Raw genomic sequence first — 12,703 nt, 5'->3', positions numbered from 1 at the left:
AGGAGCCGACGATGACCGAGACCCCCGCCGTGACCCCCGCGGCGCTGCCCGTGCCTGACGTGGCGCGCTCCGGCCGCGCCGTCCTCGACGAGGTCGCGACGGCCGTCGTCGGCATGGCCGAGCCGCTGCGCATCGCGCTCGCGGCGCTGCTCGCGGGCGGGCACGTGCTGTTCGAAGACGTCCCGGGCCTCGGCAAGACGCTCGCGGCCCGCAGCCTCGCCACCGCGCTCGGCCTGGACTTCCGCCGCATCCAGTGCACGCCCGACCTGCTGCCGTCCGACGTCACCGGGTCCAGCGTGTTCGACCCCGCGACGTCGGAGTTCACGTTCCGCCCCGGCCCGGTGTTCACGGGTCTGCTGCTGGCCGACGAGATCAACCGCACCGCCCCCAAGACGCAGTCGGCGCTGCTCGAGGCGATGGCCGAGCGGCAGGTCAGCGTCGACGGCACGACGCACCCGCTGCCCGCGCCGTTCCACGTGGTCGCGACGTCCAACCCCGTCGAGTACGAGGGCACGTACCCGCTGCCCGAGGCGCAGCTCGACCGGTTCATGGTGCGCCTCGCCGTCGGGTACCCGGGCCGCGACGCCGAGGTCGACGTCCTCGCGCGGCGCCTCGAGCGGCGCCGCGAGGCCGCACCCGTCGGGCAGGTCGTCGACGTCGCGACGTTGCTGGCCATGCAGGCGGGCGTCGAGGCCGTGACGGTCGACCCCGACGTGCTGGCCTACGCGGTCGACCTGGCCGCGGGCACGCGTGCGCACGCGGCCGTCGAGGTCGGGGCGTCGCCGCGCGGCTCGCAGGCGCTCGTGCTGGTCGCGCGCGCGCTCGCGGTGCTCGACGGCCGCGACTACGTGACCCCCGAGGACGTCAAGGCCGTCGCCGTCCCGGCGCTCGCGCACCGCCTGTCGCTGTCGCCGCAGGCGTGGGCGGCCGGGCTCGCACCCGAGGCCGTCGTGCGGGAGGTGCTCGCGCAGGTCCCCGGGCCGACGACGGCCCGCCGCGCGTGAGCCTCCCTGAGCGGCCGCCCGCGCGGCCCCCGACCTGGGTCGACGACGACGCGCCCGTCGTCGCGCTGCAGGGCCGGTGGACGCCGACGCTCGCGACGACGTGCGCGTCGGCGGCCGCGCTGCTCCTGCTGCTGCTGGGCGTGCTGCTCGCGCGGCCCGACGTCGCGGTGCTCGGCGTCGCACCGCTCGTGCTCGCCGTGCGCGCGCTGGCCGCGCGCCCCGAGGGCGCAGTGACGGCGCGGCTCGAGGGTCCCGGCGTCACCGACGACGACGCGGACGGCACGACGGGTCGGCTGCGGACCACGCTGCGTGTCGAGGGCCCGGGCCCGTGGGCGACGGTGGCCGTGAGCCGCGAGGACCGGCCGGGCGTCGAGCTGCTCGTGCGCGTCGACGGCGTGCGCCGGCTCCCGGTCGTGGCGCGCACCGTGCGCACCGGGCCGCAGGAGGTCGCGTCGGCCGACGTGCAGGGTGTCGGGCCCGACGGTGCGTCGCTCGCCGAGCCGACCCCGCGGGTGACGCGTCGCACGACGGTGCTGCCCGCGACCGCGCCCCTGCTGGAGGTGCCGCTGCCGTCGCGCCTGCGCGGGCTCACGGGACCGCACCCGTCGCGCCGCCCCGGCGAGGGCGGCGACCTGCGTGACGTGCACCCGTGGGCGCCCGGCGACCGGCTGCGCCGCATCGACTGGCGCGTCACGGCACGGCGCTCGCCCGACCTGCGCGAGCTGTACGTGCGTCGCGAGCACGCGCTCGCCGAGGCGGTCGTCGTGCTGGTCGTCGACTCGCGCGACGACGTCGGGCCCGACCCCCGCACGTGGCGCGGCGCGCTCGCGCCGCACCCGCAGGACGCGACGTCCCTCGACCGCGCGCGCCAGGCCGCCGCGGCCGTCGCGCGCGCCTACCTGGACCGTGGCGACCGCGTGGGGCTCGACGACCTGGGCGTGCGACGGCGGCCCGTGGCGCCGGGCGGCGGGCGCCGGCAGCTCGACCGGATCCGGCACGCCCTCGCGCTGACCGCGCCCGAGGGTGCGCCCGCCGAGCGGCTGCGCCCGCCGCGGCTGCCGTCCGGTGCGCTGGTCGTCATGTTCTCGACGTTCCTCGACGACGAGTCGGCGCGCGTCGCGGCACGCTGGCGGGCCGCCGGGCACCGCGTCGTCGGCGTCGACGTGCTGCCGCGCCTGCGGACGTCCGGCCTGTACGACCGCGAGCGGCTCGCGCTGCGGATCGCGACCCTGACGCGCACCGACCGGATGGCCGAGCTCGCGGACCAGGGCGTCGAGCTCGTGACGTGGCGCGACGACGCGGCGGTCGCGCTGCGCGTGCTCGCACGCCGCGGGCAGCGCCGCGCCGGGGCGGGGGTGCCCGGGTGAGCGGGCTGGTGCGGGCCGAGGGCGTCGGGGCGTGGGTGCTGGACCGCCTCGGCGCCGCCGCGCGGGCGCCACGGGGCCGTGGCGTGCCGCCGGAGGTCGACGTGCGCGCGGGTCGGACCGTGCCCGGCCTGCTGCTGCGGGTCGTGCTCGCGCTCGCGGGGGCCGGTGCCGTGCTCGTCGCGACGGGTCTGCCCGGGCCGGGCCTCGGCGGGCTCGTGGTGATGCTCGTGGCGGGCGTCGCGCCGGCGGTGCTGCCGCGGCTGCCGTCGGCGGCCGTGCTGCTGCTCCTGCTGGGCGGCTGGCTCGTGGTCCACGACCCGACGCCGCCGCTCCGGCTGGCCGCCCTGGTGCTGCTCGTGCACGTGGTGCTGCGGCTCACGCCCGTGGTCGCGCTGACGGGGTTGCGCACGCGCGTCGAGCTCGCGGTGCTGGGCCACGACCTGCGTGCCGTGATCGCCGCCCAGGTCGGCGCGCAGGCGCTCGCGCTGGTCGCGGGTGTCGTCGCGGGCTCCGGCGTCGGCAGCGGGTGGCGCGTCGCGGGGCTCGTGGTGGTGCTGGTCCTGACGTCCCTGGCGATCGCGCGGCCCGAGCGGCCGTGGTGGCGCTCGCAGGACGGGTAGCGCCGGACGACGACGTCGGCGGCACGGCTCGTCCTCGTCCGCCGGGTGACCGACGGACCGTCGAGACGCCCACAGGACCCCGCCCGGACGACGGCCCCACCGGAACCGCCGGGCGCCGGGCGCCGGGTGCGGGGACGTCCCTACCGTCCTGCACATGTCCTCGTCATCGGTCATCGGGTCCGCGCTCACGGACGTCAGAGCGCAGGTGTCGTCCGCGCGGGCAGCGGTCGTCCGCTCGCGCGAGGTCACGTGGACGGGCACGGCCGCCGCAGCCGCCGACCGTCGCCGCGGCGACCTGCTCACCGCCCTGCGACGCTGCGACGAGGCGCTCGACGCCGCGGACCGGCTCGTGGAGGTCGCGCGCCGCGCCGAGATGCAGTGCGTGCCGCCGGCGGGCCTCGCCATCACGACGGTCGGGCGGTGAGCGGGGCCGTGCGCGAAGGCATCTCGCTGACGATCTCGGGGGACGGGCGCGTCCTGGTCGACGCCGACGAGCTCCTGGCCTCGGCACGTGACCTGCGGTCGGCCGCCGACGGCCTGCACGCCGCCGACGTGCGGCTGAGGACGACCGTGATCGTGTCGCCGGTGTTCGCGTCCCCGGTGCCCGAGGTGCGGGCGGTGCACGAGGCTCTCGCGGCGCTGCGCCGCGCCCTGCACGGCCCCGCCGCGATCGAGCAGGACGTGCGCGAGCTCGCGTCCCGCACGGTCGACGCCGCGCACACCTACAGCCTCGCGGAGACCGACGCGCAAGCGAGCTGGCGCGGCCTGATCGGTACGTTCGGGACGGCGGCGGGAGTGCCCGGCGCCGGGCTGCTCGGCGGCCTCGCGATCGCCACCGCGGTCGGTGACGTGCTGCTGGCCGAGGCGCGCGACCTGCTGCGGGACCCGTGGGGGACCGCCTCGCCGCAGGGTCGCGTCGACTTCGCGGCCCGCCTCGCCGGGACGCCGCAGCGCATCGTGCGCGACGGCCGTGCCGGCCTCGTGCTGCAGCTGCTCGGTGGCGCGCTCGGCACGCTCGCGGGCGCCGGCCCGCGCCACCTGGACCCGGTGCGTCGCTTCACCGCGCGCGTCGCCGGCCTGCTGCCCTCGCGGGAGGCGCGGCTCGTGCCGCGACTGTTCCCCCCGGACCTCCCGGCGCCCGACGGCGTCGCGGGCATGGTCGACCTGGTCGCCCGCACCTACGACGAGGACACCGAGACGGGTGAGCCCGGCACGCCGCTCGCGACCGTGACCGTGCAGCGGATCGAGCACGCGGACGGGTCGACGGCGTGGGTGGTGGCGATCCCCGGGACCCGTGCCGCGGGCCTCGCGAGCGACGTGCCCACCGACAACGGGACCAACCTCGCGCTCGAGGGTGGCGTCCCCGACGTCATGACGAGCGCGGTGCTCGACGCGATGGCCGCGGCGGGTGTCGGCCCCGACGAACCGGTCGCGCTCGTGGGGCACAGTCAGGGCGGCATGGTCGCGACGACCGTCGCCGCCGCGGCCGCGAGCAGCTACGCGGTCCGGCTCGTCGTGACCGCCGGCTCGCCCGACGTACCCGTCGTCGTGCCGCCGGGCGTCGCCGTCCTCGCGGTGCGGCACGCCGAGGACGCCGTCACGCTGCTCGACGGGATCGTGGGCGAGCGGGGCGGGCCGGACACGTTGTCGGTCGTGCGGAACCTCTCGGAGACCGGCGGCCCGGCGGCGCCGTCGTTCAGCCAGGCGCACGCCGTCAGCGGGTACGTCGAGACGGCCGGGATGGTCGACGAGGAGCTCGGCAAGCTGCCCGCCGACGACCCGGTGCGCACCGCGCTGCACGACGTGCTCGGCGACGGGGGAGCGGTCGCCGCGACGACGCGTCAGTACACCGTGACGACCGGACCGTTGCAGGTGTGCGAGCCGCCACCCGTTCGTGCCGAGCCGCCCGCGAGCCCCACGCCGACGCCCGCCCCGACGCCGCCTGACCGGAGGATCCCGCCGCCTGATGGCTTCGAGGGGTGGCCCGGGCCACGGCCGATCATCCCGGTGCCGGAGGGCTTCCTCCGCGGGCGGGGGGCGGCCGACGTCAGCGCTTCGAGCCCGTGAGCCCCGACAGCACGAGGCTGACGACCGAGACGATGAGCGCCCCGATCACGGCGGTGCCGAAGTTGTCGATCCGCAGGCCCCACGACGTCTGCTCCGTGATCCACGCCGTGAGCATCAGCATGAGCGCGTTCACGACCAGCGTGAACAGCCCGAGCGTGAGGATGTACAGCGGGATCGACAGGACCGCGACGATCGGCTTGACGATCGCGTTGACCAGACCGAACACCAGCCCGATCAGCAGGAAGATGCCGACCCGCTCGGCGGTCGTCGCGCCACCGACGACCTCCAGGCCCGACAGCAGGACGGTCGCCAGCCAGATGGCGACCCCGTTCACGATCACGCGCGCGACGAATCCCATGCGTCGATCCTGCCAGGTCGGGCGCCGGCGCACCCGGGAGCCGTGCCCGGGGCGACCCCGGGCGTCCCCGCACGCCCCGTGCGGTGGCCTGTGCGTCGGTGCCGTCGGTGCCGTCGGTGCCGTCGGTGCCGTCGGTGCCGTCGGCCGCCAGGCCCGCCGTGCGCGGGCGCGGACGTCGCCGGAGGTCCCAGGTCCGCGGTGGCACCATGGCCCCGTGAGCCGCGTCCCCCTCCGCCGTGCCCTCGCCGACGTGCCCGCCTACGTGCCGGGCGCGCGTGCCGCCGTGGGTGCCGCCGCGTTCAAGCTGTCGTCGAACGAGAACCCGTACCCGCCGCTGCCGTCCGTGGTCGCCGCGGTCGCCGACGCGGCCGTGGACGTCAACCGGTACCCCGACATGTTCGCGACCGAGCTGACCGTGGCCGTCGCGCACCGCCTGGGCGTCGCACCCGAGCAGGTCGTCGCCGGCACCGGGTCCGTCGCCGTGCTGGGGCACGTGCTGACGGCCGTGTGCGAGCCGGGCGACGAGGTCGTGCTCCCGTGGCGCTCGTTCGAGGCGTACCCCATCGCCGTCACGCTGGCGCACGCGCAGCAGGTGCGCGTCCCCGTGCACGCCGACGGGCGGCTCGACCTGCCTGCGATGGTGGCGGCGATCACGCCGCGGACCCGGGTCGTGCTGGTGTGCACGCCCAACAACCCGACCGGGCCGGCCGTCCGCGACGCCGAGCTGCGCGACTTCCTCGCCGCCGTCCCGGGCGACGTGCTCGTCGTCCTCGACGAGGCCTACGTCGAGTTCGTGCGGGACCCGCAGGCGCCCGACGCGATCGCGCTGCTCGCCGAGCACCCCAACGTCGTGGTCCTGCGGACGTTCTCCAAGGCGTACGGGCTCGCGGGGCTGCGCGTCGGCTTCGCGGTCTCCCGACCGCGGATCGCCGCGGGCATCCGCACGGCGTCCACGCCGTTCGGGGTGTCGCACGTCGCACAGCTCGCGGCCCTCGCGTCGCTGCGCGCCGAGGGTGAGCTGCTCACGCGCGTCGAGGCCGTCGTCGCCGAGCGCGAGCGCATGCTCGACGGCCTGCGCGCACAGGGGTGGGAGGTGCCCGACAGCCAGGCGAACTTCGTGTGGCTCGGCCTCGGCGACCGGTCCGTGACGTTCGCCGAGCGCTGCGCGCAGGCGGGCGTCATCGTGCGGCCCTTCGCCGGCGACGGCGTGCGCGTCAGCGTCGGCGAGCGCGAGGCGACCGACATCTTCCTCGAGGTCGCCGCGGAGCACTCCCCCCGCTGACGTCAGGCGGTCGCGCCGCTCACCGGTCGCACGAGCACACGAGGTTCTGCTCGAGCACCTGCTCACCCTCCTCGGGACGCGCCCACGCGTGCGCCTCGGCGAGGGTCGTGAACCGGCGGGGTGCGAGCCGGCCGTCGGCGAGCATGACCACCACCTCGATCTGGTCGCGCGGGTCGGTCCACGGCACGGTGCCGGTCACGGTCGCTCCGGTGGTCACGGGAGGCTCCTCGGGTCGGTCGGACACGGACGCGTCGGGCCGCTCGTCCGACGTGCCGCGCACACGACGCGCCGTGCACGCGGTGCAGCGGGCGCCGGGACGACCTGTCGCGCCTCCGGCCATCGTGCCCCTCGGGCCGCCGGTGGTGCGACCCGCGTCGTCCCGGCGACGCTGCGTCAGGCCGCGCGGCGCAGCGGGACCGTCGGGAAGTCGACGGGCACGCCGAGCGCGACGTTGACGTAGTTGGTGAACAGGTTGAGCGCGACGTGCGCGATCGTCTCGACGATCTGCTCGTCGCCGAACCCCTGGTCGCGCACGGCCTGCACGTCGGCGTCGGTGACGTGGCCGCGCTGCTCGACGACGGCGAGCGCGAACCGCAGCAGGGCCTCCGTGCGCGGGTCGTCGGACTCGCCGGCCTGCGCGGCGGCCATCACCTCGCGCGGGACGCCGGCCTTGCGGCCGAGCGCGGTGTGGGCTGCGAGGCAGTACTCGCACGCGTTGCGGTCGGCGACGGCCACGGCGATCTGCTCGCCCACGGCGGCGCCCAGCGTGCCCTGACCGAGCGCACCGAACGCGCCCCACATGCTGGCCAGGGCGGCGGGGGAGTGGGCGACCACGCGGAACATGGTGGGCACGCCGCCGAACGCCTCGCGGATCTGGTCGAGCTGGGCCTGCGTGGTGCCGGTCGTGGTCTGCGGGTCGACGGGCTCGATGCGGGACATGGGTGTCGCTCCTCGATCAGGGACGCCGGTGCGGGCTGCCTCGGCTGCGTCCCAGCCTGGTGGTGCCGACCGGACTCTGGGGAACGAATCGTCCACGATAGTTGCCTGATCGTCTGGCAGAGTGCAGGCATGCCCTCGGTGGACCGCCTCACGGCGCTGCTCGACCAGTTCCACGTCCGCGCGCACCTGTTCCACACGGGGGTGATGTGCGGGGTCACGCGGTACGCCGCCGAGCCCGGGCGCGGGTTCCTGCACGTCGTGCGCGACGGCGCGATGACCGTCACGCACCCCGGACCCGACGGGCGTACCCGCACGGTCGCGGTCGACCGGCCGAGCCTGCTGCTCTACCCGCGTCCGCTCGAGCACGCCTTCCAGCACGCGGCCGACGACGGCTCCGACCTGGTGTGCGCGACGCTCGACTTCGACGGCGGCACGGCGCACCCGCTGGTCCGCAGCCTGCCGCCCGTCGTCGTGCTGCCGCTCGACGCCGTCGCACCCCTGCGCCCGACGCTCGACCTGCTGTTCGCCGAGGTCGACGAGGTGCGCTGCGGCCGCCGCCTGCTCGCGGACCGGCTGTTCGACGTCGTCGTCGTGCAGCTGTTCCGCTGGGTGCTCGACCACGCCGACGAGCTCGCGCTGCCGCCCGGCCTGCTCACAGGCCTGGCCGACGAGCGGCTCGCGCCCGCCCTGGTCGCGGTGCACGAGGACCCGGGCGCGCCCTGGACGGTCGAGTCGTTGGCGCGCCGCGCCGCGATGTCCCGCAGTGCGTTCGCGGCGCACTTCAAGGACGTGGTCGGCACCGCGCCGCTCGACCACGTCACGGGCTGGCGCATGGGTGTCGCGCAGGACCGCCTGCGGGCGGGCGCGGCCGTCGCGCGCGTCGCGGTCGACCTCGGCTACGCGACGCCCGCGGCGTTCTCGCGCGCCTTCTCGCAGCGCGTCGGGCTCTCGCCGCGCGCGTGGCTCGGGGCCGACCGCGCGCGGCGCGCCGCCGACACGGACGCCGTGAGGTGAGCGAGCGACGCGCTTCCCCGGCACGATGGGACGCATGGACACCGACCCGACACCGGTCCCCACGTTCGAGGGGCGCAGCTGGGGCGCGGACGCCGAGTGGACCGCGTGGCTCGCCACCGGGGTCGGTCTCGCGGTGATCGCGGCCTTCTACCTGGTGGTCCTCGTCGCGTACGTCCGCATCATCCAGAAGGCCGGGTACTCGGGCTGGTGGGTGCTGGTGGGTCTCGTGCCAGGACTCAACCTCGTGATGTTCCTGGTCTTCGCGTACAGCCGCTGGCCCGTGCTGCGCGAGAACGAGCTGCTGCGCTCGCAGCGGGGGCTCCCGCCGGTCTGACGTCGTGCCGGGCGGGCGGCCAGAGGTCCCGCGCGCGGCGAGCCGTGCCGCCGTAGCGTCCGGTGACGGCCGCGCTCGGCCGCCACGAGCGGAGGTGGCCGGGTGGACGCGTACGACGCCGAGCAGGGTGCGCACGGTGAGGACGACGCGCCGGACGCGCCCGCGACGCCCGACGACGACGCGACCGGCGAGCGCGACTGGGTGGTCCTGATCGACGCGGTCGTCGCCCGGTACGCGACCACCTCCCTCGAGCACGCGCTGCGGGTCGCTGCCGGGGCGGGCGAGGTCGCGGTGCGGGCGGGCGTCCGGCTGCGGATCGACGTGCGCGCCGACGCCGTGACCTGCGGGATCCCGACCGCGGGCCCGGGGCGGCTGGACGCGGCCGGCGTGTTCGTGGCGCGTGAGGTCGCGCGCGTCGTGCGGGTCCTGGGGGCGACGCCGCACGAGCACGGGCCGCAGCTCGTCGAGGTCGCGGTCGACGCGCTCGACGGTCCCGCGGTGCAGGCGTTCTGGCGCGTCCTGCTGGCGTACGACCCGGCGGACATCGGGTGGGGCGACCGTGCGCGCGTCGAGGGTGGCCCGGCGGCCGACCCGGTGAGGGACCCGCAGCGGCGGGGGCCGAGCGTGTGGTTCCAGCAGGCGGGGCCGCGCGAGGCGGCGCGCAACCGGGTGCACCTCGACGTGCACGTGCCCGCGGCGCACGTGGAGGGCCGGATCGCGGCGGCGGTGGCGGCCGGCGGGCGGCTCGTGTCCGACGCGGGCGCGCCCTGGTTCTGGGTGCTGGCCGACCCCGAGGGCAACGAGGCGTGCGTCTGCCCGGCCGGTGGGGTGCCCGCCGAGCGGTGAGCCCGCGGCCGACGGCGCGGCTCCGCGACCTGTCCCCGCACCGCCGGTGTGGGGTTCCGACAAAGGCGTCGGACGAGCGTTGTCCGTCCCGGTCCCCCGCAACCTACGGAGGCGTAGCCTACGCTGACGTAGGTTCGACCCCGAGGCGAAGGAGACCCGCGTGATCCCGACCGGACCCGCGGCCGACGGCCCGCTCACCGACGACGGACTCGTCCAGCTGCTCACGCCGGCGGGCGAGCGCGTCCCGCACCCCGAGTACGACGCGTGGGTCGCCGACCTCGACCCCGACCGGCTGCGCGCGATGTACCGCGACATGGTGCTGACGCGCCGGTTCGACGTCGAGGCCACGGCCCTGCAGCGCCAGGGCGAGCTCGCGCTGTTCGCGCAGTCCCTCGGCCAGGAGGCCGCGCAGGTCGGCTCCGGGCACGCGCTGCGCCCGCAGGACCACGTCTTCCCGTCGTACCGCGAGCACGGCGTCGCGCAGGCCCGCGGCCTGGAGATGACGCAGCTGCTGCGGCTGTTCCGCGGCGTCGACCACGGCGGCTGGGACCCGGCCGAGCGCAACTTCCACCTGTTCACCCTGGTCATCGGCTCGCACACGCTGCACGCCACGGGCTACGCGATGGGCGTGCAGCGCGACGGGCTCGTCGGCACGGGCGACCCGGAGCGTGACGCCGCCGTCGTCACGTACTTCGGCGACGGCGCGACCGCGCAGGGGGACGTCAGCGAGGCGCTCGTCTTCGCGTCGGTCAACCGCGCCCCCGTCGTGCTGTTCTGCCAGAACAACCAGTTCGCGATCTCCGAGCCGACCACGCGCCAGGCCACCGTCCCGATCGCGCACCGCGCACCCGGGTTCGGCATCCCGGCCGTGCGGGTCGACGGCAACGACGTCCTCGCGACCTACGCCGTGACCCGCCAGGCCCTGGAGCGGGCGCGCAGCGGCGGCGGCCCCACGTTCGTCGAGGCGTTCACGTACCGCATGGGCGCGCACACGACGTCGGACGACCCGACGCGCTACCGCACGTCGGAGCAGGAGGAGCACTGGCGCCGTCGCGACCCGATCGAGCGCGTGCGCGCCTACCTCGACGGCGTCGGCGAGCTGCCCGAGGTGTTCCAGGCGCAGCTCGCGAGCGAGGCCGACGCGTTCGGCGAGCACCTGCGCACCGCGGTGCGCGGCATGGGCCGCCCGTCGGGGCCGTCGATGTTCGAGCACGTCTACGCCACGCCGCACGCCGTCGTCGACGCCGAGCGGGCGTGGTTCGAGCAGTACGAGCAGTCCTTCGTCGACCACGAGGGTCACCAGTCGGGAGGCCACCGATGACCGTCACGTCCGACCGCACGTCCGACCGCACCACGGACCGCACCACCGACCTGCCCCCGGCCCCGGCGCCCGCGCCGTTCCCGACGGGCACGCAGCGGCTGCCGATGGCCAAGGCCCTCAACCTCGGCATGCGGCGCGCGCTCGCGAACGACCCGCGCGCGCTGCTCATGGGCGAGGACATCGGCCGCCTCGGCGGCGTGTTCCGCGTGACCGACGGCCTGTTCGCCGAGTTCGGCGAGGACCGGGTCGTCGACACCCCGCTCGCCGAGTCCGGGATCGTCGGCACCGCGATCGGGCTCGCGCTGCGCGGGTACCGGCCCGTGTGCGAGATCCAGTTCGACGGCTTCGTGTTCCCCGCGTTCGACCAGATCACGACCCAGCTCGCCAAGATGCACTACCGCTCGCAGGGTCGCCTCACGCTGCCCGTCGTCATCCGCATCCCGTTCGGCGGCGGCATCGGCGCGGTCGAGCACCACAGCGAGTCGCCCGAGGCGCTGTTCGCGCACACCGCGGGCCTGCGCGTCGTGTCCCCGTCGACCCCGGCCGACGCGTTCACGATGATCCAGCAGGCCATCGCCTCGCCCGACCCCGTGATCTTCCTCGAGCCCAAGGGCCGGTACTGGGAGAAGGGCGACGTCGACCTCGACGCGCCCCTGCCCGCCCCGCACGGCGGCACGTCCGACCTCGACCACGCGCGCGTCGTGCGCCCCGGCACCGACGTCACGGTCGTCGCCTACGGCCCGACCGTCGCGACCGCGCTCAAGGCGGCCGACGCCGCCGCGGCCGAGGGCACGAGCCTCGAGGTCGTCGACCTGCGCACCATCTCGCCGCTCGACACCGCGACCGTCGCCGAGTCCGTGCGCCGCACCGGCCGCTGCGTCGTGGTGCACGAGGCGCCCGTGCTCTACGGGACGGGCGCCGAGGTCGCGGCCCGCATCACCGAGGAGTGCTTCTACCACCTGCAGGCCCCCGTGCTGCGCGTCGGCGGGTTCCACACGCCGTACCCCGTCGCCAAGCTCGAGCACGACTACCTGCCGAGCCTCGACCGGCTGCTCGACGCCGTCGACCGCACCCTCGCCTTCTGACCACCCGGAGCCCCCGCGTGCCCACGTACCAGCAGTTCCCCCTGCCCGACGCCGGCGAGGGCCTCACCGAGGCCGAGATCGTCGCGTGGCACGTCGCCGTCGGCGACCGCGTCGAGGTCAACCAGACGATCGTCGAGATCGAGACCGCGAAGTCGCTGGTCGACCTGCCGTGCCCCTGGACGGGGGTCGTCACGCGGCTGCTGGTCACCGAAGGCACGACGGTCGAGGTCGGGACGCCGATCATCGAGGTCGACACCGACCCCGACGGCGCGCCCGCGCCCGGCGCCCCGGCCGACGCCGACGCGCAGGGCGGCGTGCGTGCGCACCAGCAGCACCCCAGCCGGTCGTCCGCCGAGCCCGGCGGCGCCGACGAGGTCGAGGCGTCACGCCCCGAGCCCGAGGCCGGCGAGAAGCCGAGCGCCGTGCTCGTCGGGTACGGCGTCGCCGACGGCGCGAGCGCGCGCCG

Annotated in this window: 15 protein-coding genes; 12 read left to right on the top strand and 3 right to left on the bottom strand. The window is 76.3% G+C overall.

The window, feature by feature from the left end:
- Window positions 1-11 precede the first annotated feature (11 nt).
- From ATM99_RS11500 to ATM99_RS11480, 5 genes are all read left to right on the top strand, one after another.
- Window positions 12-1,004, top strand: coding sequence for a MoxR family ATPase (locus ATM99_RS11500; protein WP_082659636.1), 993 nt, complete (start codon window positions 12-14; stop codon window positions 1,002-1,004).
- Window positions 1,001-2,371: a DUF58 domain-containing protein gene (locus tag ATM99_RS11495; RefSeq protein ID WP_062103055.1), complete on the top strand. Its 1,371-nt coding sequence runs from the start codon at window positions 1,001-1,003 to the stop codon at window positions 2,369-2,371. The genes ATM99_RS11500 and ATM99_RS11495 overlap by 4 nt, the downstream gene beginning before the upstream one ends.
- The gene (locus tag ATM99_RS11490) at window positions 2,368-2,991 is read left to right on the top strand and encodes a hypothetical protein (protein WP_150118264.1); all 624 of its coding nucleotides are present in this window, start codon (window positions 2,368-2,370) and stop codon (window positions 2,989-2,991) included. Before ATM99_RS11495 ends, ATM99_RS11490 begins: the two co-directional genes overlap by 4 nt.
- 154 nt (window positions 2,992-3,145) lie before the next feature.
- Window positions 3,146-3,415, top strand: coding sequence for a hypothetical protein (locus ATM99_RS11485; protein WP_062103053.1), 270 nt, complete (start codon window positions 3,146-3,148; stop codon window positions 3,413-3,415).
- Window positions 3,412-5,058 (top strand): hypothetical protein, encoded by a 1,647-nt coding sequence (locus ATM99_RS11480; RefSeq protein WP_062103052.1) that lies wholly within the window; start codon window positions 3,412-3,414, stop codon window positions 5,056-5,058. The genes ATM99_RS11485 and ATM99_RS11480 overlap by 4 nt, the downstream gene beginning before the upstream one ends.
- Here ATM99_RS11480 and ATM99_RS11475 read toward each other — a convergent pair.
- Window positions 5,039-5,416 (bottom strand): phage holin family protein, encoded by a 378-nt coding sequence (locus ATM99_RS11475; protein ID WP_062103051.1) that lies wholly within the window; start codon window positions 5,414-5,416, stop codon window positions 5,039-5,041. The genes ATM99_RS11480 and ATM99_RS11475 overlap by 20 nt on opposite strands.
- 214 nt (window positions 5,417-5,630) lie before the next feature.
- Here ATM99_RS11475 and hisC point away from each other — a divergent pair, with 214 nt between their 5' ends.
- Window positions 5,631-6,698 carry a histidinol-phosphate transaminase gene (gene hisC / locus ATM99_RS11470; protein ID WP_062103050.1) on the top strand — a complete coding sequence of 356 codons (1,068 nt, stop codon included), beginning with the start codon at window positions 5,631-5,633 and terminating at the stop codon, window positions 6,696-6,698.
- Window positions 6,699-6,717: 19 nt separating this feature from the next.
- Here hisC and ATM99_RS11465 read toward each other — a convergent pair whose 3' ends face one another.
- Window positions 6,718-6,915 (bottom strand): hypothetical protein, encoded by a 198-nt coding sequence (locus ATM99_RS11465; RefSeq protein ID WP_223305019.1) that lies wholly within the window; start codon window positions 6,913-6,915, stop codon window positions 6,718-6,720.
- Window positions 6,916-7,091: 176 nt separating this feature from the next.
- Complete coding sequence (locus tag ATM99_RS11460) at window positions 7,092-7,637, bottom strand: carboxymuconolactone decarboxylase family protein (RefSeq protein WP_062103049.1); 546 nt, start codon at window positions 7,635-7,637, stop codon at window positions 7,092-7,094.
- 129 nt (window positions 7,638-7,766) lie between these two features.
- Between ATM99_RS11460 and ATM99_RS11455 the strand changes: the two genes are divergently transcribed.
- The 6 genes from ATM99_RS11455 to ATM99_RS11430 form a co-directional block, all read left to right on the top strand.
- Window positions 7,767-8,651: an AraC family transcriptional regulator gene (locus ATM99_RS11455; protein ID WP_062103048.1), complete on the top strand. Its 885-nt coding sequence runs from the start codon at window positions 7,767-7,769 to the stop codon at window positions 8,649-8,651.
- Window positions 8,652-8,685: 34 nt separating this feature from the next.
- Complete coding sequence (locus ATM99_RS11450; protein WP_223305017.1) at window positions 8,686-8,985, top strand: hypothetical protein; 300 nt, start codon at window positions 8,686-8,688, stop codon at window positions 8,983-8,985.
- Between the two features lie 102 nt (window positions 8,986-9,087).
- Window positions 9,088-9,831, top strand: coding sequence for a VOC family protein (locus ATM99_RS11445; protein WP_062103047.1), 744 nt, complete (start codon window positions 9,088-9,090; stop codon window positions 9,829-9,831).
- A gap of 160 nt (window positions 9,832-9,991) precedes the next feature.
- Window positions 9,992-11,152, top strand: coding sequence for a pyruvate dehydrogenase (acetyl-transferring) E1 component subunit alpha (pdhA, locus tag ATM99_RS11440; RefSeq protein WP_062103046.1), 1,161 nt, complete (start codon window positions 9,992-9,994; stop codon window positions 11,150-11,152).
- Window positions 11,149-12,237, top strand: a complete 1,089-nt coding sequence (locus ATM99_RS11435; protein WP_062103045.1) for an alpha-ketoacid dehydrogenase subunit beta — start codon at window positions 11,149-11,151, stop codon at window positions 12,235-12,237. The genes pdhA and ATM99_RS11435 overlap by 4 nt, the downstream gene beginning before the upstream one ends.
- Window positions 12,238-12,254: 17 nt before the next feature.
- On the top strand, window positions 12,255-12,703 hold a 449-nt coding region (locus ATM99_RS11430; protein ID WP_304438276.1), incomplete at its 3' end, for a biotin/lipoyl-containing protein.

Source organism: Cellulomonas sp. B6, from assembly GCF_001462455.1.
GTDB lineage: Bacteria > Actinomycetota > Actinomycetes > Actinomycetales > Cellulomonadaceae > Cellulomonas.
This window is presented reverse-complemented; position numbering and strand designations above follow the sequence as displayed.